Genomic DNA, 19,717 nt, shown 5'->3' with positions numbered 1-19,717 from the left:
GGATGGTCAGGGTGGCCCGGCGGCACGAGGCGGGCGCGATACGTCACCGCCGGGACACCCCGATTCGATCAGCGTCCGCGGCGAGTGGTCGCCGCGCGCTTCTTCATCTTGTTGGCCGTGGCGTTGCGCTCGGCCTGCTTCTTCTCGTGGATGGCCTTCGCCTTCCGGACGTTGGGGACCGCGCCTTTCATGCTTCGTCCTCCTCGCCCGACGCCTCGGCGATGGCCCGGGCGGCGAGCTGGTTGCTCAGGTTGGCGATGGGGTCGGCCTTGCCGCGGACGAACTCGTCATTGGCCGCGCGCGCGGTGCGCTCGGCCAGCAGGACGCCCTTGAGCTTGGCCGTGACCTCGGCGTGCTGCGCGCCCCACACCCTCTCGGCAAACGCCGCCACCGAGAACGGGCGGCGATCCGAAGGGCGGCGGTCTACCACGGTCGCGACCGCGGCGGCCAGAGGCATGTCCCCGGTGGCAATCGCGGTGATCGCGGCGGTTTCCAGCTCGACCGGGCCTGCGCCTTCGAGCTGGGTCTGGTACTGCGTGCGCCGGGCATCGCCCAAGGCGACGCGCCCGAGCATCTGCGCGGGCGACTGGCACAGGGTCAGGAGGAACGCGGCATCGGCGGCGACCTTCGCCAGCGGGCGCAGGAGTTCCTCGCGCTGCCCGCGGCTCGATTCCACGATGGTCAGGCGGAACTTGGCGATGCGCGAGGCGAGCTGCCGGCGCGCGAATTGCTTGGCGACGGCGCGATTGGCGGCGTCCGTCTCCCGGACAAGGTCGTCACCGTCGCGGCTGAAGCGGTCGCGGGCGTCGGTGACCTGCTGCTGGATGTTGGCGATGCGCGCACCGAAGGCGGTGGCGAGTTCGGCAGCGCGATTCGCGAGCCGGTCGATGTTTTCCACGGTCAGCGGAACATCGGTGGGGATGGTCTTGAAGTTGACGTTCGGCATGGGGGCTATTCCTCAGCGTGCGGCCCAGCCAGTGGGGCCGCTCGCTCCCGACCATATGGACCGGATTTGCCCCGCGCGAGTGTTATTTCTTGGGTCGGTTTACTTCTTCGGCTGGAAACGGCACGCAGCGCATGGAATTCGTGGACTCGTCCAATTTGCAGTCCATCCGCTCGAATTGTTGTTGAATCCGGCGGTTTCCGTGGCCGTTCGCGCGGAACCGCGCGGACTCCTCCACCTCGACCCGCACCGGCGGCTGCGCGCGCGGCGAGTAGGTTCCGACCTTCGCCCGCTCCAACGTCTCGCGAGCATTGAACAACTCGCGCTGCGCCGCCTGCGCGTTGCCGATCACGAGCGCCAGCATCAGGTACTTGTAAGAACGCTTCATCGCCATTTCTCCCATCAAACCCAAACAATCCGTTCCTCGCGGGGCATCCGCGGCTCGGGCGTGAACGCGCGCTGCGTCACGCGCCCGCTTGCCTCGCCTGCGATGCCGTAGCTGGTCGCGTCGAGCATGTGGTCATTTGCCGCGCTGTCGCAGTCGTCGGGCACGCGCGAATCGCGCGGCAGGCTCGGGACCGTCGCCAGCCACATGCGGCACCGCGAGGCAACAAAGAACTCGCCGTTCACCATGAGCTGCTTTAGATGCTCGAAACGTGGGACGCGCGCGCCCTTCTTGGCGGGCGAGACGCGGACCCCGGCCTCACGGAACAGGTCGGCGATAGACGCCTCCGCCCGGCCCATCTGCCGCGCTTCGGCGGCGGAGTCGATCACGCCCCGCGCGCGGACGCCGTTGCGCGCGGCCATCGCATGGAGCTGCGGTGCGAGTTGGCCCGGGGTCTGTCCGGTTCCGCGCGCGATGTTGCGCGAGTCGCAGGCGAACACCTCATCGAACACCACCCACGCGCCCCGCGGCATCACGCGATCATCCGGCAGGCGCACGGCATAGGCGAGCTGCCCAACAAGGACCGTTGCGCATGGCGCGGCGCTGCCCCAGTCGATGGAGAGCTTGAGCGAGGCGAAGCAATCCAGCGGCACGTCGTGATGGTCGATGACCATCTTGTCCGCGTTCCATATTCCTTGGAAGAAATCGCCGACCAGTGCGGACCAGTCGCCCAAGCGCATCGCGCGGTACAGGGCCGGGTCGGTGCGGGCCAAGACCTCAAAGTTCCGGCGGTATGCCTCGGGCAAGTACGGATTGTCATCCAGCCGCGACGGCGCATAGACCCACGTATTGCCCTCGAACTCGAACGGCACCCACGGCTCGCGACCCGTCACGTACCGCTCGGCCAGTGCACCGTGATTTTGGCCTCCAGGATTTCCGGCGAGCACGAGCCGGAGTGGCGTGCCGTTACCGCGAAGGCTCATGCCGAGCTGGTCGATGACCTCGATGGAGGGGCCTTCGCCTGCCTCATCGCACGCGATCAACGTGTAGGACATGCCCTGCGCCACGTCGGACAACGCCGATGCAGACTCAACGTGCGTGAGCTGGATCGTCGCCCCGTTCGGCAACCGGAACATCGCATCGTTCTGGTTGTACGCAATGTCGCGCCCGTAGGCAGAGCGCAGAAGCTGGCGCAGCTCCTCGGCAAACTGGCCCAAGGACTTCAACCGGCGGCGCGTCACGAGGACACGGGCGCGGTTCTTGTACTGGTCGCAGTGGCGCAGGATCAGGAACTGTACGGCCATCGACTTGCCGCCGCCGCGACCACCACCCAAGAACATGAAGTGATCTTCGGGCACGGTCAGGACCTGCGATTGAAACGGCGTCGGGCGAATCTCAACGCTCATGGGTCAGGACTCCCGGCTGCTGCTGGACCGCGATCACGCGCGCGTACTCATCGGGCGACATGGCAGCTTGGATGAAGATCGCGACCCGCGGCACGTCGGCGTTGCCGTCGCCGCGGCCAAGCTGGAACACCCGGTCGGCGAGGAACTCGGCGGCGCGCTCGCTGCCTTCGCCCATGCGCTGCTTCATGAAGGCGATGATGTCCCCGGCACCTTCGGCGCGGCCTTCCTCCAAGGCCAGCGCGAGCGGCGACAGCTCGCCCGCCTCGGTGTCCTCCTTGAGGGCCTTCCACTGCGGCACGGTCAGGCCCAGGGCGCGGCGGATGGTGTGTTCCCGGCATCCCTCCTGCGCGAGGAGGCGCGCGGCGTCGAGGGCCTTGGTCGTGAGGTCGGGAAAGGTCAGGCGCGACATGCTTCCAGCTCCCGCTTGATGCGATAGACGGCGGCGTTCCCCACGCAGGTCATGCGGGCGACGCGGTTGGCGGGTGTCCCTGCCTCTAGGAGTGCCGCTATGCGGTGTTCGACCCCGGGCGGTACCTTCGGCCTGCCGAGCTTCTTCCCTTGCCGCCGGGCACGTTCTAGGCCCAGTAGCGTGCGCTCCCGAATCAGCTCCCGCTCGAACTCGGCGAGCGAGCCCATCACGTTGAACATCAGCCGCCCGGCGGGCGTGGAGGTATCCATCGCGAGGTTGCGAACGAACAGCCCGACCCGCAGGGCTTCCAGCTCGGCGACCAGCGACACGAGGTGCGGCAGGCTACGGCCCAGCCTGTCCAGCGCCGTCACCGCGACCATGTCCACCTCGCGGCGCGTGGCGGCCTTGAGCATCGCGTCCAGCGCCGGGCGCTTGTCGCGACCCTTCGCGCCGCTGATGCCTTCGTCGGCAAACTCGGCGGCGATGGTGTGGCCGCTGGCCCGGGCCCACTCCCGCAGCGCGATCAACTGGTTTTCAACGGTCTGGTCCTTGTGGGTGGACACCCGGACGTACAGGGCTACACGCGCCATTCTCAATCTCCTGTGAGACGGCGAGACCATAGCTGGCCGGCACGCATCCGAAAAGGGCCGCGAACGGATAAAAATCCGGTGGGATCAGTGAGTTGGAAAATCGTGGGGTGCCGGAACTGGGTTTTCCGACCCGATTTCAGATTGGATGGATCTTGTATGTGAGCGACGGTGCGCTACTCGTCAGGCAGACGTTCGATGTTCGTGACCTCCACGAACCCATGTCCAAGAGGGACACGATGCCCAACAGTTAGTACGCCAATCTGAAGCGGCGAAGCACGCCGATACTCCGGCGGGTACTCCCGAGTTCGTGTCCAACCGGCCTTCGGTGTTTCCCTTGGCGGGTAGTTCTCAATCTCGATGACCTCGTCGTCCCGGTAGTTGCGGACAGTTCCATCGGCGAACGTCACTCGGATCATTACGGCTCTCCCGTATCAGTTGCCCGCATTCTGCCCGCCCAGGCAGTCGCGCGGGCAGCGGTCGCGGACACATCGAAGGGGAGGTCCGGGTTGGGGTCCGGGTTAGGTCCGGGTCGAAAACGTGGCCGAAACCCACGATTTACAGGGGAGGTCCGGGCGGTCTGGGTATTCGTAGAAAATTAACGCGGATACGAAGAAATCAGATAGCTCGGGGTACGTACTACGCGCGTAAAGAGAGTTTTTCGCGAAAACCCGGACCGCCCGGACCTACCCGCCGGAGCCCCACCCGTTGATGGGCAGAAGGGTCCGGGAAAGCTCAGACCCAACCCGGACCCCAACCGGGACCCCCTGCACGAAAGTAGCGGAGCGGTTCAGAACGGTGGTTTTTCGTCCGGCCTCGGCGAAGGCTTCTCCGCAGCTTCTTTCAGGCGCAGCCCGGCGAACACCATCAGGCGGTCGTCGCCGCGGCGGCTCTTTTTGCTACGAACCCGGGCGCTGGTTGCGCCGTAGAGCTGCGCAGAGAACGAGTTGAGCGCACCGGGCAAGGAGCCATTGCGAATGCACCAGTCTTTCCAGCGCTCGAACAACTCCGTTTTCGGCACTTCCGCATCAATGTCCAGCTCGCACTCCTCGCGCAGGAACGTCGCGACCGGCGCAGCCAATTCGATCAACTGCTGGATTGCGTCGCGAGAGGACGGTGGCAGCGCGAAGCGTCCGCGCTCGTGTAGCCGCCGCCAACCTTCGACAGCCCAGTTCAAGATGCCGGGCAGCTCGGCCAGCAGCTTGCCAGTCAGGTCCGGGTCCTCCTTGCCCAAGAAGCTCTGATCCATCAGCAGCGGCACGAAGCGATTGGCAAGCGCCGGGCTCGCATCCGAGAACCGCGGCATCAGGTTCGACAGCAGGAGGAAGCGGACAGCCAGCCGCCCATCCCACGCCGTCCGGTGTTTGCGCTTGACGGTCACGGTGTCCTCGCCACTGATACGCAGCAGGGATTCCGCGATGGCGGCGTGGTTTGCCTTACCGTCAAGGCGAACATCGCTCAGGATCGCGAGCTGCTTGCCCAAAAGGGATTCAAGGCCGAAGGTTTCGCCGAAGTCCGACAGGGACGGCGCGCAAATGTTCGGCGGTCCGACCAGCTCCGTTAGGACGCGCGCGATGGTGCCCTTGCCCGAGCGCGTCGGCCCGACCATCAGAAAAATCTTCTGCTGCGACGTGTCGGGGATCAGGACATAGCCAAACACCTCCTGCAGGAGCGCGACGGCTTCCGGTTCCTCCGGCCACAGGGTTTCGAGGAACCCCAGCCAGCGGTCCGGAGCCGGGGCGGCGACGTCATAGTCGAAGGCCAGCGCGTTCCGGGTGAAGAACCGCGGCGTGTGCTCCAGTAGCTCTCCGCTCGGCAGGTGCAGCAGGCCGTTGCGGCAGGCGACCAGCTCATGAGCGGGCGGTCCCTCGCCAACCAGCCAGCACGGCGGGTTGAACGAGTCCCGCGGGCGATGCGAGACGGCGCGCAGGGCATCGAGAACGTGGTTGACGGAGGTTGTGTCGGGCTGAAAATCCCCACCGAAAGCCAGCCCGGCCTCCTGCTGCTTCTCGCTAGGCGGCAACTTGGCCTGTTCGAGGAAGTGGTACACGTCGCGCCGGACCGTCCCATCTTCAAGTTCGGCGTAGGCCGCAGCAGCGTAGGCAAGCCAATCGCCGTTGTAGTGCAGGAAATATGGCTTCTCGCGCGCGATGAACTCACGCGCCGAGCGCAGCGGCGTTTTGGGGTGCAGCACCGGCGGCTCTTTGGCTACGTCCTCGTGCGCCCGCTCGATCTGACGCACCGCGTATCCCTTCCAATCCGGCTTCTCCCTGACACTCTTTGCAATCTCGTTCGGCCCAGTGATGACGCCAAAAATCATGTCGTCGGACACGTCGGCGCGCACCAGGTCGCAGCAGACCCGGAACAGGGCTTCAGACCGGGAGGTGTATTTGGTCGGGTCGATGGGGTCCGTCCCGGTCGCGATCAGGGCCAGCGTCGATTCCTTGATGGTCTTGCCGTTCGCCGTCGCCCACGCCGTAAGCTCATCGACGCCGACCCCTGTACCTTCGGCCACCGGCGGGGACACCCGTTGCCTACGCGCTGCGCGCGGTGGCGTAGCGGTCGCCTTCGCTGCCGGGGTGAACTGGTCGATGGAATAGATGGCGTCATCGTCCCACTCGACCAGCGTTGCCAGTGCAGGCACGCGACCCTGTTTGCGCTTCTTGGCGTTCGGGAGGTTGACGGTCCCGGGCAGGCGCATGATCCGGTCGCAGTTGTGGCAGTGATCCGCCTGAAAGACCTTCTCCAACTGGACGTTGTATGCCTCCAGTTCCTGCGCCTTCGCAACGTTGCCGTCGATGACCAGCCGGTCATCCGGCACGAGCTTGAAGAACCCCTGAAGCCCGCCGCCGCTCGAAATGATCACCGTTGGTTTTGGAGAGTAGTCCCGTAGAAGCCGCAGGATGCGGTCCTGTTCCTCGGCAATGTCCTCGCCTGCACGCGGGTCGATGTCCACGTGAAGCCAAGCGAGTGTGGCCACGTCCTCCTTGGACGCCTTGTTGTTCAGCGCGCGGCGGACTGGGTTTACATGGAAGTACTGGTTGGCGACGCCTTGCCGCTCCTCGATCCACTGGGCCGCTTCGACCCACTGCGTAGGCTCGAAAGATTCCGTCTCGATCTTGCCGTCAGGGACGATAGCGGTCAGGACCCAGACCTGTTCAGAACTCCACTTTTTCAAGAACTCGATGGCAGCGCGTGTGTCGTGTTCGATCTTTGGCTTCATCCGCGCGCCGCCTCCCTGCGGAGGTGGGCCTTATGGCTCAGGTAGCGGCCACGTCCGTACTGCTGGGCCATCTGCGGCCACATCGACAGCGGCGGCGCGGCCAGCTTCCCGGTCATCACGTCCGCGCACATCAGCACGCGGCGGCGATAGGCGGCGAACTCCTCACCACCGTCATCCTCATCGTTCAGGCGCGCGGCCAGCGCATCGACCTTCGAGGTCACATCAAAGACGAGGTGATCGTTACCTTCCGGAGTCGTTTCAGGCCCATAAGGGAACATATCAAACGGCGAGTAGCACAGCATGTGCGCTACATATGCAGCGTCATGGCGGCAGGGCTCGCGGGGCGCAGCCTTTAGCGCCTTCGGCATCTTGGTCATGGCGTTGCCCTCAGTTCTTGGTGATCTGAGAGTCACGCCAAGCCAGCAGCTCCATTTGATCGAACACGGTACAACGTGGTCCGATCTTGCGTGAGCGCGGGAAGTCAGGCCGCTCCTTATGGAAACGCCAGAGTGTGGAAACGGCGATGCCAAGGAACTCGGCAGCTTGGGTCGGGCGAAGGGATTTGCTTGGGTGAACGTGCATGGCAACGATCCGAGAAGTCGGGTAACTGGACCGGCACGTGGGCAGGAACGCCTACGCATCGGAGTCGAGTTGTTCTCCTTTTCTCAGATCAGCCGACTACCGCATTGCACGGCGTCTAGACAGTCCCTTGGACGCTTGTAGCGCGCCCGTCCTGCGATATCCGCCGCCGGGTTACCCGTAGCTGCGGATCGGTTGAAATCGTACTACCGGAGACGAATCAGGTCTAGCTATTCTTCTTTTAGATCAGTCGCTTACCTTACTTTTTAGGGGCGCAGAACCTGGCCCACTCCGCCATAAGTACCCGCCGCTTCTCGAAAAGATCACCACGCCGGTAAGCGGCTTCCACGGCGGATGCGATTCGGTGGGCCAAGGCCATCTCAACAACTTCATGCGCCGCATGAGTCTCCTCTGATGCCCAGTCACGGAAGGTCGAGCGGAACCCGTGCGCGGTGATGACCTTGCCCTGCTTCGGGTCGATGTAGCCCGCACCGCCACGCTTCACGCTGGCATCGTGCATATCGCCCAGCAGCTTCGTCAGTGTGTTGTCGGACAGCGGATTCCTGCCACGCTGCGGCGTGAACACGAGGTCCGTCCCCTCGATCCGCGGCAACGCCTTGAGCATCTTGATTGCCGCATCTGAGAGAGGCACCCGGTGTTCTTTCTTGCTGGACTTCATCCGCTCGGAAGGGACCGTCCAGACCTTCGCCTCCAGGTCGATTTCGTCCCAGCGCGCGCCACGCGCTTCGCCCGACCGGGCCGCGGTCAGGATCGCGAACTCAAGCGCCCGCGCACCCATGCCATTGCGCGAGCGAAGGTCCAGCATGAACGGCTGCATCTGGGCATAGGGCAGTGCCGGATGGTGCTGCACGTCCCGCACCTTCCCGGGCGCGGGCAGGACCTTGTCCAGATAGCCCTTCCAGCGCGCCGGGTTGTCGCCCTCGCGGAAGCCGCGGACCTTCGCCCAGTCCAGCACCGACTCCATGCGCTGGCGCACCCGGTTCGCCGTTTCGTTCTTCTCGGTCCAGATGGGCTCAAGGACGCGCAGGACGTGCGCCCGGTCGATATCGGCAACGCGGAGCGAGCCCAGCACCGGGAAGGCATAGGCTTCGAGCGAGCTGGTCCACTGGTCGGCGCTCTTGCCGCCCGACTTCCATTCCGCGGACTTGGACTCGATGAACTGGTGCGCGGCCTTCTCGAAGGTGATCTCAGCGAGCCGCGCCGCGAGCATGGCGCTCCGGGCCTCCCGCTTGGCGCTGATCGGGTCGATGTTCTTTGACAGCAATTCGCGCGCCTCGGCTGCTTTGCGCCGTGCTTCGGACAGCGACACGTCCGGATAGCCGCCCAGCCCAAGGTCGCGCCGCCACGGCTTGCCGGTTCCGGGTTTCACACCGGCGGTGTAGCGAAGCACCCAGCTCCGGGCTCCGGTCGCGGTGACTTGCAGCAGGAGGCCCGAGACAGACCCACCCACAGCGTAGTATCCGGGCTTCTTCAGGTTCCGCACCGCTACGTCTGTCAGCTCTTTTGCCCTGCGAGGCATGGCGCGCCCATCGACTATTAACCTACCACCTACCCTACTATGAATGAGCGATGTAGCGATAGGGGGCGAAACCACCCGAGACGAAAACTTCTTGCCGGATCATGCAGGTACAGCGACAATAGAGACGTAGCGACATGGAGCGAGACCACCCAAGCGCGGTCCCTCTCTCCGCCAGATTCATGCGTCCGGTCTTGATCCGGAACAGTGAACCCGGGCCGCGCGATGCGCGGCCCGCGTCTATGGTGGCCCCGTCGGCCCCTCGCGACGCTAGGTCGAAAATCCCGCCAGGGCCGGAAGGCAGCAACGGTATCGATCGACGCGGGCGCCGAGGTCAGCCGGCGGGGCCACCACCTTTTTGGGCGCCCGGCGCGCCCTTGCTCACGCCTGTGCATGTCTGAGCCCGCGCATGCCGCGCGGAGCAGGATTTCCATGCTGCCCGATGGCGGTTCATGCGAGCATGCGGCCGCCGGCGATGCCGGCAGGCAACCCGGTTCAGTCCTGGAACGGCAGCGCCCGCGGCGCGGTGGGTTCGGCCAGCGCCACGCATTGCCCCGGATCGGCCACGCGGTGGCCGCGCGCGCGCAGCGCCTGTCCATCGGCCGCACTGGCGTAGTGGTACAGCACCATGCGCGCCTGCAGCTCCTCCGGATACTCGCGCTCCAGGTCGTCCACGCCGGTATGCGAGGGGTTGCCGTGCAGGCCGCAGTCGTGGGCGACCAGTTCGCCGTCGTCCGCATGGCGGGCCAGCATCTCCGGGATCGGCCGGGTATCGCCGGTCCAGACCAGCGCGCCCTGCAGGCGCAGGCCCCAGGCCGTCTCCGGCCAATGGTGGCGCACCGGGAACGCTTCCAGGCGCATGCCCTCATGCCAGAACGCCTCGCCGACCACGACCAGCTGGAACGCGTCCCAGAAATTGGCGCCGCCTTCGGCCAGCACGTTCGGGTAATCGCCGACGCGCCGGTGCAGCAGCGGCACCACCGGCGCAGGCACGTACAGCCGCACCCGCCCGCGCCGTCCCGGATTGAAGTACGCATCGACGAACAGCCGTTCGAAACCGGCCACGTGGTCCAGGTGCACGTGGGTGACGAACAGCGCATCGGGCATCGCGCCATAGCGGGCCTGGTAGGCGGTCAGCCCTTCGCCGCCGCAGTCGATGGTCAGCCACGGCCGGCCATCGCGCTCGATCACCGCCATCGGCGAACCCAGTTCCACCGCCGAGGCGTTGCCGACGCCGAGGAAGCGCAGTGCCCACTCCATCACACGCCCCGGTTCCAGGCCAGGTCGTAGGCGCGGCGCAGGCGCGCGAAATCCTTCTCCACGTCTTCACGGCTGCGCTCGCCGCGCAGCTTCAGCAGCGACCGCAACAGGCGCTTGAGGTTGCGCTCGCGCCAGCGCGTGGCGGGAATGCGCAGCACGCCGCGGTCGAAGTCGATCAGCCAGCCATGGCCGCCGGCGTCGAACAGGATGTTGTGCGCGTTGAGGTCGGCGTGGTCCAGCCCCGCGCGGTGGAAGCGCGCGATCAGGCGTCCGGCTTCCTCCCATGGCGCGCCGCGCCCGGCCACCAGCGCGCGGTCGGCCAGCGAACGCACGCCATCGAGCCGCTCCATCAGGATCGCGGCGCGGTAGGTTGCGCCCTGGCGCATGTAGAACGCGGCCAGCGGCCGCGGCACCGGCAGCTTCAGTGCGATCAGCTTCCGCATCAGGCGGAACTCGGCGAAGCTGCGGGTACGGTCGGCGCCCTGCCACAGGTAACGATCGCGGCTGAGCCGGGCGGCGACTCCGCCGCGCAGGTAGTGGCGCAGCACGCAATGGCCGAACGGCGCATCCACGAACCACGCCCCGCCGCGCCCGCCCTCGCCCACCGGCCGCGCCCGGCCGCCCCAGTGCGCAGGCGAAAACAAGGTGGTTTCGGCTTGCCGCAGATGTTGGCGGTCGAACAGAATGGCGCCATAGCCGCGGCCTTCGCGGCAAGGCGTCAGCGCTTCAGTGGCGTCGAAAGCGACCATTCACCGCGAGTCTAACAACACCATGCCTTCAGCGTCCTCCCCAATGTGCCTCCTGCGCCTGTCCGCACTCGGGGATGTGACCCACGTGGTCCCGCTGGTGCGCACGCTGCAGCAGGCCCGGCCGGGCGTCGAGCTGCACTGGGTGATCGACAAGGCCGGGTACCGCCTGCTCGAGGGGCTGCCCGGCGTGGTGTTCCACGTCTACGACAAGAAGTCCGGGCTGGCCGGCATGCGCGCGCTGCGGCGCGAACTGCCCGCGGCCGGCTTCGCCGCGCTGCTGCAGATGCAGGTCGCCTTCCGCGCCAACGTGCTGTCGGCCTTCATCCCCGCCCGGCGCCGCATCGGCTACGACCGCTCGCGCTCCAAGGATCTGCATGGGCTGTTCATCAACGAGCGCATCCCCGACCGCCCCGGCATCCACGTGCTCGACGCCATCGGCAGCTTCTGCGAGCCGCTGGGACTGAAGCAGACCACGGTGAGCTGGGACCTGGCCACGCCGGCCGAGGCCCACGACTGGGCGCGCGCGCAATGGGACGACGACGGCCGCCCGGTGCTGATGATCTCGCCCTGCTCCAGCCACGCACGCCGCAACTGGCATGCCGACCGCTACGCGGCGGTTGCCGACCATGCCGCCGCCCGTGGCTGGAGGGTGGTGCTGTGCGGCGGCCGCAGCGAGCTGGAACGGCACACCACCGACGCGATCCTGGCCGCGATGCATGCGCCGGCACTGGACCTGGTCGGCCGCGACACGCTCAAGCAGCTGCCGGCCCTGCTGGCCCGCGCCAACCTGCTGATGACGCCCGATTCGGGGCCCATGCACATCGCCAACGCGGTCGGCACCAAGGTGCTGGGCCTGCATGCGGCCAGCAACCCCGAGCGCAGCGGCCCGTATTCGGACCGCCGTTACTGCGTGGACCGCTACGACGCCGCGGCGCGCCGCTTCCTGCGCAGGCCCGCCGCCGAATTGAAGTGGGGTACGAAGATCGAGTTCGACGGGGTGATGGAGCTGGTCACCGTGGACGACGCCATCGCCGCGTTCGAGCGCTACGTGGCCGACCACGCCGCCTGAGCCGGCCGGACCCGCAGCGGTTCAGCGCGCGCGGTAGTCCGCGTAGGACTTCTCTTCCACGTAGCCCGACCCCAGCGCCAGGTTGATCGCCTTCTTGATCCGCGCGCGCTCGTCATTCTGGAAGTACACGCTGCGCGCCAGCTCGACGAACCCCGCGTCGAACGCCTGCGCCTTGTCCTTGAGGCGGATGTCGTCCTCGATGTCCCACAGCCGCTCGTTGACCGCCTTCAGTTCCGCGCGCAGGCCATCGATCTCCCGGCTCGCCGCCGGATGCGCGTTCCAGGTGCGCTCCAGCGCGGCCAGTTCGTTGCGCACGTTCGCCAGCTTGGCCGCATCGCTCATGCGCTCGGACTTGATCTGCAGGATCGAGATCTTGTCGAGCAGTTCGCCGAAGGACACGGGCACCAGGATTTCGGACATGACGGACACCAGGGAAACGAGGCGATCAGTGTAGCGGCCGGCACGGCCGCACGTGGTGCCGGCCCGCGGTCCGGAAACGAAAACGGCCCCGTCGGGGGCCGTTTCCAGATCTGGCGGGAAGGGGGGGATTCGAACCCCCGATACGCTATTAACGTATGCCTGATTTCGAGTCAGGTACATTCAACCACTCTGCCACCTTCCCGGTGGTTCCCGGCGTACCGGGCTGCGAATGATACGAGGCCTTGGCAGCGCGGACAAGCGCTTTTTTCGCCGTGCAGCCGCCCGTGCCCCATCGCAGCCCGTCCCGCGCGCCGGCCTGCCGCCCGGCAGCCACGCCGCCGGCTCTTGCCGCGCACCGGCACGGACGCGATCATGAAACGCCTTTCCACCGGAAATGGCCCACCACGGGCGCCCATGATCGAATTCGGACACCTCAGCCACGTCGGCCTGCGCCGCCAGCTCAACGAGGACACCTATTACGGTGATGGCGAGCTGGGGCTATGGCTGGTCGCCGACGGCATGGGCGGCCATGCCTGCGGCGAAGTCGCCAGCGCGCTGGCGCGCGAGACCATCGTGCGCGAGGTACGCGGCGGCACCGCGCTGCCGCAGGCCATCCGCATCGCCGACGAGGAGATCATCCGCGCCTCGCGCCGACGCAACGACAGCCTGCCCATGGGCACCACCGTGGTCGCCGCGCGGGTGCAGGGCAACCGCTTCGAGGTGGCCTGGGTCGGCGACAGCCGCGCCTACCTGTGGCGCGACGGCAAGCTGGCCCAGCTGAGCCAGGACCACAGTTACGTGCAGGAACTGATCGCCCAGGGCTCGCTGACCGTCGAGCAGGCCCGCGCCCACCCGCACCGCAACGTCGTCACCCAGGCACTGGGCGTCACCGATCCGGCCCACCTCAACGTCGCCACCATGACCGGCGAACTGCGCCCGGGCATGCAGCTGCTGCTGTGCAGCGACGGGCTGACCGAGGAGGTGGACGACCGCAACCTGGCGCAGACCCTGGCCCAGGCCGACTGCAGCGCCCAGGAATGCGTGGACACGCTGGTGGCCGCCGCGCTGGACGGCGGCGGTTCGGACAACATCACCGCGCTGCTGGTGCGCTGCCACTGAGCACGGCCCGACGGGCGGCAGTCGTTGCCGCCGTCGGTTACGCGCCGGCCACTTCCTCCGGCCTGGCGCCATCCCACCAGGCATGGCCGGCCTTCTTGCGCAGGCGCTCCAGGCGCGCCTGGTGGGCCTGCAGTTCCGAGGCCGTGGCCACTACCCGCGGACGCGGCAGCAGGACCGCGGCATCGAAAGCCTGCACCGCGCCCGCCGCACCCATGACCTCGGACTCCGGCAGGCCGAAGCCGATCTCCTCCTGCCCCGAGGTCAGCGCGATGTAGACGTCGGCCAGGATCTGCGCATCGAGCAGGCCGCCGTGCAGGTGGCGGTGCGAATTGTCCACGCCCAGGCGCTTGCACAATGCGTCCAACGAGTTGCGCTGGCCGGGGAAGCGCTCGCGCGCCATCGCCAGGGTATCGGTCACCCGCACCCGCTCGGCAAGCGGCCCCCTGCCCAGCAACGCCATCTCGTTCTCGAGGAAGCCCATGTCGAACGCGGCGTTGTGGATGATCAGCTCGGCGCCATCGACGTAGGCCAGGAATTCGTCGACGACCTCCTCGAAGCGCGGCTTGTCCGCCAGGAATTCCAGGCTCAGGCCGGTCACCTCCTGGGCACCGGCCTCGAACTCGCAGTCGGGCTTGAGGTAACGATGGAAGTTGTTGCCGCTGGGCCGGCGCTCGAGCAGTTCGACGCAGCCGATTTCGACCACGCGGTTGCCTTTCTTCCACTCCAGGCCGGTGGTTTCGGTATCAAGGACGATCTGGCGCATGCTCAACCTCGGTTGCCGGCGGCGCCATCGCGCACGCGGATTGCTGCATCGCGGGCCAGCTGGTCCACGCGTTCATTGTCCGGGTCGCCGTTGTGGCCCTTCACCCAGCGCCACTCGATCTGGTGCCGCTGGGTGGCCGCGTGCAGGCGCTCCCACAGGTCGCGGTTCTTCACCGGGTCGCCGCCCGCGGTCTTCCAGTGGCGCCGCACCCAGCCGGGCATCCACTCGGTGATGCCCTGCCGCACGTACTGCGAATCGGTCTGCAGCATGATGGTGCACGGCTCGTTGAGCGCCTCCAACCCGGCGATGGCCGCCATCAGCTCCATGCGGTTGTTGGTGGTATGGGCCTCGCCACCGGACAGTTCGCGCTCGTGCGCCTTGTAGCGCAGCAGCGCTGCCCAGCCGCCCGGCCCCGGGTTGCCGAGGCAGGCGCCGTCGGTATGTATCTCGATTGATTTCATGTTGTTCCGTTGTATGGAGCGTCAGGTCGCCACCTGTCCGCCCCAGCCCACGGGGCGGGCGGCTTCGGGGCCGATGAAGGCCGCCGCACGCTTCTCGAATTCCAGTACGCAGACCGCGCGCAATGCCGGCAACGCCTTGCCGCCGGCAGGGCCGGCATCGCTCCACAGCGGCCCGAAATGACGCACCGAGCGTACCCGCAGCCCCTCGCGCTGCAGCCGCAACTGGCACCGCGTGGCCGATGGCGGCCGCGGCCCCTGCCATTGCCAGCGGGCACGGTAGGGACTGTAGCGGTTGAGCAGGGTCATCCACAGCCGGCCCCCGGGCATCAGTACCCGCGCGCACTCGGACAACAGCGGCTCCAGGTCCAGCGCGGCGACGTGCTGCAGGATGATCGCGTTGACCGCCTCCGAGGGCAGCGGCAGCGGCAGGGCACAGCACACGTCCCCGTCCCAGCCGCGTCCATCGGCCGCCCGGTGCAGCCGCACTCCGCGCCCGGCAGGCGCCTCGGCGGGCAGCCAGGTCGCGCAGGGAGACAGCCACAGCCAGGGCTGCGCGGGAAACCCGCCGACCTGATCGAGCAGGTGGCGCTGCTCCGCGGCCCGCATCGCCGCCGCTCCAGTCTTCTCAAACCAGGCCGAGACTGCAGCTTGACGGGGGAACGGGGCGGCAGGCATGGTCCAATTCTATGCGACTGACCGCCCTGCCTGCATTCCAGGACAACTACATCTGGGCGCTGCAGGCGCCGGATGGAAGCACCATGTTCGTCGATCCGGGCCAGGCGCAACCGGTGCTGGACGCGGCCACGCAGGGCATGCGGCCGGCCGCCGTGCTGCTTACCCACCACCACGACGACCACGTCGGCGGAGTCGCGGAACTGCGCGCACGCTGGCCCGACCTGGCGGTCTTCGCACCGGAAGATGAACGAATTCACCTGGAATGTGAAAGAGTGGGCGAAGGTGACCGGGTAGAATCGTCCGGTTTCACGTTCTCGGTGCTGTCCGTCCCCGGCCACACCCGGAGCCATATCGCCTTCCATGGCCACGGTCATCTGTTCTGTGGCGACACGTTGTTCAGCCTGGGCTGTGGACGCATGTTCGAAGGTACGCCCGCCCAGATGCTGGCCTCGCTACGGCGACTGGCGGCACTGCCGGCGCAGACGCGGGTCTGCTGCGGGCATGAATACACGCTGGGCAATGCCGTGTTCGCGCGGCATGTCGATCCCACCAACGCGGCATTGCATCGCCGCCAACAGGAAGCCATGGACATGCGCAGCCGCTCCCGCCCTACCGTTCCCTCGCTGCTGGCCAGCGAACTGGAATGCAATCCCTTCCTGCGCACGCATGCCGAACCCGTGCGCCAGGCCATTGCCGCGCGGCTGGGCCGCGCGCCACTGGACGAAGTGGAAGTGTTCGCCGAATTACGGCGCTGGAAAGACGGTTTCCGCGCGTGAGGCGGCGTGGCCTGTCCCTGGCGCTGGGGCTGCTGCTCGGCGCCGGTGCCGGCGTCACCGCCGGCGCGCAGTCGCTGCCGGCCAGTGCCGGCCTGACCCAGAACATCGCCTCGCTCGCGGCCCTGCCCGCCGACCCCGCGGCCCTGCCGGCGCCGCTCACCCGCAATGGCCACCAGATATTCGCCAGCTTCCGCGAGGGCCTGGCGATGGCGCAATGCGATGCGGACGCCACCAGCCCGCGCTGGCGCAGGCAGTTCGCGCACGCACCGTCACGGCTGGGCAATGTCGAGGATGACGCCCTGCCACTGTTCGGTTATGTGGTGGACGAACTGCGTGCGGCCGGCCTGCCCACCGAGTTCGCGTTGATTCCCTTCGTGGAAAGCGGCTACCGCCCGGGCGCGCGCAATGCCAGCGGCCCGGCCGGGCTGTGGCAGTTCATCGCCACCACCGCGCGCAATCACCGGGTACCGATGGAGAGCGGATATGACGGCCGGCTGTCGGCGGTCGATTCCACCCGCGCCGCGGTGCGCTACCTGAAAACGCTCTACGGCATGTTCGGCGGCGACTGGCAGTTGGCCGTCATGGCCTACAACGCGGGCGAGTACCGCATCCTGCAGGCGCTGCGCCGCGGTGGCATGAACGCGCAGAACGCGCGTCCGGCCGAGCTGCCGGGCCTGTCGCCGATCACCCATGCCTATGTCGAGAAGCTGCATGCCCTGGCATGCGTGCTCGAACAGGCGGAGAAGGAGCCGGAGCTGATGGCCGCCCTCGACCGCCCGGTACCGGTCCTGCGTGGTCATGCGCTGCCGGCCGGCACCACCCTGGCCGAGTGGTCGGCGCGCAATGCGCTGGACCCGGCGCGCGTGGCCCGGCTCAACCCCGCCGTCAACGGCAAGCGCGCCGGTGTCCGGGTGCTGGCACCGGCACTGCCGGACATGCTCCTGGGCAGCGAAAGCCAGATAGCGGCATCCACCACGCCAGCGGTGTCGCTGCCCGCCCCGGCCCGCGTCGATGTCGCGGGCACCGCCGTGGCCACCGCGAGCACCACCGGCACGGGACGTGGCCGCCATACGGTCCGCAGCGGCGAATCGGCCTGGACGATCGCACGCCGCTACGGCATTCCGGTCAAGACCCTGCTTTCCCGCAACAACCTTGACGCCAACGCGATCCTCAAGCCCGGCATGGTGCTGCGTTTCGAGGAAAGCCGCTGACCCTTCGGTGCGGTGGCGCGCCAGCGATGGCAAAAACGCGAAAGCCCGGCTGCGTGCCGGGCTTTCTGCTTCATGGGGCGTGCGGGACGTTCGCTGCAACGCCCCGGCCGCGCCCCGGGGTCAGAGCTGCGATTCCTGCACCTGCACCTTGAAGCGCTTGCGCAGGCCATCGACGAACGCCTTGGCCGCCGCCGCACCGTCGATCTGGCTCAGCTGCTGCTTCAGCATCGCCAGCTGCGGCTCCGGCACTTCCTTCAGGTCGCCCGGGGTGACCTTGGTCACCGCGAACACCGCATAGCGGCCGTCATCCATCTCCACCTTGCCGTAGCTCGGCTTGCCGTCGGTCGGCGGCACCACGCTGAACACCGCCCGATTGGCGGCGGCCGTCGGCACCGGCGCCGAACGCGGCAGGCCCGGCATCGGCAACAGCTGCAGCTTCTCGCCCTCGGCCAGCGCCTGCAGCGTCTGCCCGACCTGCAGCTTGGCCAGCAGCGCATCGGCCGCCTTCTTCGCTGCTTCCTCGGTACGGTGCGCACGCACCGCGGCGATCACCTGCTCGCGCGCCTGCGCCAGCGGGATGGCCTGTTCCGGCGTATGCGCGGTCACGCGGATCATCACGTTGTGGTTCGGGCCCAGTTCGATCGGGTCGCTGACCGTGCCGTCCTCCTTCAGCGCGTCGGAGAACGCCGCACGCAGCACCGCCGGGTTGGCGGCGATGCCGCTGGCGGTGGCGCGGGTGAACGGCCCCAGCGTCTGCACCGGCAGGCCCACTTCCTTGGCCGCCGAATCGAGCACGGTCGGATTCTTGTAGACCAGGTCCACCAGGCGCCCGCCCAGTTCGTTGAAGGCGCGCTCGGTATCGGCCTGCAGCTGCTCGGCCGCCAGCTGGTCGCGGACCTCCTCGAACGGACGTCCCTCGCCACCCTTGACCTCGCGCAGCTTCAGCACGTGGTAGCCGAACTCGGTCTTCACCGGGCCACTGATCTCGCCCGGCTGCATGGCGAACAGCGCGTCCTCGAACGGCTTCACCATCACCCCGTGCTCGACCCAGCCCAGGTCGCCGCCTTCGGCCTTGGAGCCCGGATCATCGGAATTGGCCTTGGCCAGCGCGGCGAAGTCGGCACCCGGCTGCCTCGCGTCGGCGGCCAGCTTGGCGGCCTTGGCTTCGGCGGCCTTCTGCGCGGCGGCGTCGCTGCCGGCGCTGATCAGGATGTGCGAGGCAAGGCGCTGCTCCGGCTTGACGAAGCGTGCCTTCTCTTCTTCATAGCGGCGGCGCAGGGCCGCCTCGTCCGCCGGCGTGGCCGCCGGCATGCGCGCCGCATCCAGCTCGACGTACTCGATGGACACGCTTTCCGGCTGCATGAAGTCGCGGGTATGGGTGTCGTACCACTGCTTGATCTGCGCGTCGTCCACCGCGGCGGTGTCGGCCTCCGGCGCCGGCAGCATGGCGAACTCCACGTCGCGCGTCTCGCCCAGCAGCTTCAGCAGGCGCTCGCTTTCGCCCTTGGTGGCAAAGCCCGACTGCGCCAGCGCGGTCGGGATGATCGACTGCTGCAGGCTGGTGCGGACCACCTGGTCGAACATCGCCGGGGTGCGCGGCGGCTGGCTCTGCGCCAGCACCAGGCGGTACTGCTCGGCATCGAACTTGCCGTCGCGCTGGAACGCCGGGATCGCGGCGATGTAATTGCGCACCGCTTCGTCGCCGATCACGATCCGCGCGTCCTCGGCGGCCAGCCGCACTACCTGCTCGTCGATCAGCTGGTCGAGCACGACCCGCTTGTTCTCGGTGGTCTCGAACTCGCGCGGATCGAAGCTGTCGCCCTGCTGCTGGCGGGCATCCATGCGCGCCTGTTCGAAGCGCGTGCGGAAATCCTCGACACTGATCTCATGGTGGTTCCACAGGAACGACATCGGCCACCACGACGGCGCCGAGCGCCACCACGACGGCGGTGCGGATACCTTGGCGACGTTCTGCGCACCGACACCACCCAGGTAGCTGTTGTCGATCACGAACAGGAACGGAATCATCAGCAGCCCCAGGATCACGGTCACGATCCAGCCCGAGGTCTTGTCGCGGAGTTTCTGCAGCATGGGAAAATCAAGGCCTGATTGGCGAGCCGGACAGTGTAACCCGCTTCCCGCCTG

Annotated in this window: 20 protein-coding genes, 1 tRNA gene and 1 other RNA gene; 5 read left to right on the top strand and 17 right to left on the bottom strand. The window is 67.4% G+C overall.

What is annotated here, in order from left to right:
* Window positions 1-68 precede the first annotated feature (68 nt).
* From QQA12_RS04335 to QQA12_RS04295, 9 genes are all read right to left on the bottom strand, one after another.
* Window positions 69-191 (bottom strand): hypothetical protein, encoded by a 123-nt coding sequence (locus QQA12_RS04335; RefSeq protein WP_267914013.1) that lies wholly within the window; start codon window positions 189-191, stop codon window positions 69-71.
* Window positions 188-946 (bottom strand): hypothetical protein, encoded by a 759-nt coding sequence (locus tag QQA12_RS04330; protein WP_226050224.1) that lies wholly within the window; start codon window positions 944-946, stop codon window positions 188-190. The genes QQA12_RS04335 and QQA12_RS04330 overlap by 4 nt, the downstream gene beginning before the upstream one ends.
* An 82-nt stretch (window positions 947-1,028) precedes the next feature.
* The gene (locus tag QQA12_RS04325) at window positions 1,029-1,331 is read right to left on the bottom strand and encodes a hypothetical protein (protein WP_226050225.1); all 303 of its coding nucleotides are present in this window, start codon (window positions 1,329-1,331) and stop codon (window positions 1,029-1,031) included.
* 14 nt (window positions 1,332-1,345) lie between these two features.
* Complete coding sequence (locus tag QQA12_RS04320; protein WP_226050226.1) at window positions 1,346-2,734, bottom strand: phage terminase large subunit; 1,389 nt, start codon at window positions 2,732-2,734, stop codon at window positions 1,346-1,348.
* Window positions 2,724-3,143, bottom strand: a complete 420-nt coding sequence (locus QQA12_RS04315) for a hypothetical protein (RefSeq protein ID WP_226050227.1) — start codon at window positions 3,141-3,143, stop codon at window positions 2,724-2,726. Before QQA12_RS04315 ends, QQA12_RS04320 begins: the two co-directional genes overlap by 11 nt.
* Window positions 3,131-3,733, bottom strand: coding sequence for a recombinase family protein (locus QQA12_RS04310; protein WP_057504978.1), 603 nt, complete (start codon window positions 3,731-3,733; stop codon window positions 3,131-3,133). Before QQA12_RS04310 ends, QQA12_RS04315 begins: the two co-directional genes overlap by 13 nt.
* A 787-nt stretch (window positions 3,734-4,520) precedes the next feature.
* Entirely contained in the window at window positions 4,521-6,953 is a 2,433-nt protein-coding gene (locus QQA12_RS04305; protein WP_226050228.1) for a phage/plasmid primase, P4 family, read from the bottom strand.
* A complete protein-coding gene (locus QQA12_RS04300) occupies window positions 6,950-7,330 on the bottom strand; it encodes a hypothetical protein (protein ID WP_226050229.1) in 381 nt (126 codons plus the stop codon). Before QQA12_RS04300 ends, QQA12_RS04305 begins: the two co-directional genes overlap by 4 nt.
* A 461-nt stretch (window positions 7,331-7,791) precedes the next feature.
* Window positions 7,792-9,072, bottom strand: a complete 1,281-nt coding sequence (locus tag QQA12_RS04295) for an integrase arm-type DNA-binding domain-containing protein (RefSeq protein WP_226050231.1) — start codon at window positions 9,070-9,072, stop codon at window positions 7,792-7,794.
* A gap of 248 nt (window positions 9,073-9,320) precedes the next feature.
* On the opposite strand from QQA12_RS04295, the gene ffs reads away from it, so the two are divergent.
* Window positions 9,321-9,417: signal recognition particle sRNA small type (gene ffs, locus QQA12_RS04290), an RNA gene on the top strand.
* Between the two features lie 147 nt (window positions 9,418-9,564).
* Here the strand turns inward: ffs and QQA12_RS04285 are convergent.
* Window positions 9,565-10,329 (bottom strand): MBL fold metallo-hydrolase, encoded by a 765-nt coding sequence (locus QQA12_RS04285; protein WP_226050232.1) that lies wholly within the window; start codon window positions 10,327-10,329, stop codon window positions 9,565-9,567.
* Complete coding sequence (locus QQA12_RS04280; protein ID WP_054663539.1) at window positions 10,329-11,078, bottom strand: 3-deoxy-D-manno-octulosonic acid kinase; 750 nt, start codon at window positions 11,076-11,078, stop codon at window positions 10,329-10,331. The genes QQA12_RS04285 and QQA12_RS04280 overlap by 1 nt, the downstream gene beginning before the upstream one ends.
* A gap of 22 nt (window positions 11,079-11,100) precedes the next feature.
* Between QQA12_RS04280 and QQA12_RS04275 the strand changes: the two genes are divergently transcribed.
* On the top strand, window positions 11,101-12,147 hold the full coding sequence (locus QQA12_RS04275; RefSeq protein ID WP_226050233.1) for a glycosyltransferase family 9 protein: 1,047 nt from the start codon (window positions 11,101-11,103) through the stop codon (window positions 12,145-12,147).
* Window positions 12,148-12,168: 21 nt separating this feature from the next.
* Here QQA12_RS04275 and QQA12_RS04270 read toward each other — a convergent pair whose 3' ends face one another.
* The gene (locus tag QQA12_RS04270; protein WP_054663533.1) at window positions 12,169-12,567 is read right to left on the bottom strand and encodes a DUF6165 family protein; all 399 of its coding nucleotides are present in this window, start codon (window positions 12,565-12,567) and stop codon (window positions 12,169-12,171) included.
* Window positions 12,568-12,678: 111 nt separating this feature from the next.
* Window positions 12,679-12,769: transfer RNA gene (locus QQA12_RS04265), tRNA-Ser, on the bottom strand.
* Between the two features lie 212 nt (window positions 12,770-12,981).
* On the opposite strand from QQA12_RS04265, the gene QQA12_RS04260 reads away from it, so the two are divergent.
* The gene (locus QQA12_RS04260; RefSeq protein WP_054663530.1) at window positions 12,982-13,686 is read left to right on the top strand and encodes a protein phosphatase 2C domain-containing protein; all 705 of its coding nucleotides are present in this window, start codon (window positions 12,982-12,984) and stop codon (window positions 13,684-13,686) included.
* 37 nt (window positions 13,687-13,723) lie between these two features.
* On the opposite strand, the gene dnaQ is transcribed toward QQA12_RS04260, so the two are convergent.
* The 3 genes from dnaQ to QQA12_RS04245 are packed head-to-tail and all read right to left on the bottom strand — an operon-like array spanning window position 13,724 to window position 15,516.
* Window positions 13,724-14,449, bottom strand: a complete 726-nt coding sequence (gene dnaQ, locus QQA12_RS04255) for a DNA polymerase III subunit epsilon (RefSeq protein WP_054663527.1) — start codon at window positions 14,447-14,449, stop codon at window positions 13,724-13,726.
* Between the two features lie 2 nt (window positions 14,450-14,451).
* Complete coding sequence (gene rnhA / locus QQA12_RS04250; RefSeq protein WP_054663524.1) at window positions 14,452-14,910, bottom strand: ribonuclease HI; 459 nt, start codon at window positions 14,908-14,910, stop codon at window positions 14,452-14,454.
* A 21-nt stretch (window positions 14,911-14,931) separates the two neighbouring features.
* Window positions 14,932-15,516 carry a class I SAM-dependent methyltransferase gene (locus QQA12_RS04245; protein ID WP_226050234.1) on the bottom strand — a complete coding sequence of 195 codons (585 nt, stop codon included), beginning with the start codon at window positions 15,514-15,516 and terminating at the stop codon, window positions 14,932-14,934.
* Window positions 15,517-15,596: 80 nt separating this feature from the next.
* Between QQA12_RS04245 and gloB the strand changes: the two genes are divergently transcribed.
* Both gloB and QQA12_RS04235 read left to right on the top strand, forming a co-directional pair.
* Window positions 15,597-16,361 (top strand): hydroxyacylglutathione hydrolase, encoded by a 765-nt coding sequence (gene gloB, locus QQA12_RS04240; protein ID WP_226050235.1) that lies wholly within the window; start codon window positions 15,597-15,599, stop codon window positions 16,359-16,361.
* Window positions 16,358-17,572: a lytic transglycosylase domain-containing protein gene (locus QQA12_RS04235; protein ID WP_226050236.1), complete on the top strand. Its 1,215-nt coding sequence runs from the start codon at window positions 16,358-16,360 to the stop codon at window positions 17,570-17,572. Before gloB ends, QQA12_RS04235 begins: the two co-directional genes overlap by 4 nt.
* Window positions 17,573-17,692: 120 nt before the next feature.
* Here the strand turns inward: QQA12_RS04235 and QQA12_RS04230 are convergent, their stop codons facing one another.
* Entirely contained in the window at window positions 17,693-19,663 is a 1,971-nt protein-coding gene (locus tag QQA12_RS04230) for a peptidyl-prolyl cis-trans isomerase (protein WP_226050237.1), read from the bottom strand.
* Window positions 19,664-19,717: the final 54 nt, after the last annotated feature.

Source organism: Stenotrophomonas sp. 17(2023), from assembly GCF_030345315.1.
In the GTDB taxonomy this organism is placed as follows: Bacteria; Pseudomonadota; Gammaproteobacteria; order Xanthomonadales; family Xanthomonadaceae; genus Stenotrophomonas; species Stenotrophomonas acidaminiphila.
The sequence above is the reverse complement of the archived record's forward strand: the minus strand, read 5'-3'. Positions and strand labels throughout refer to the sequence as shown.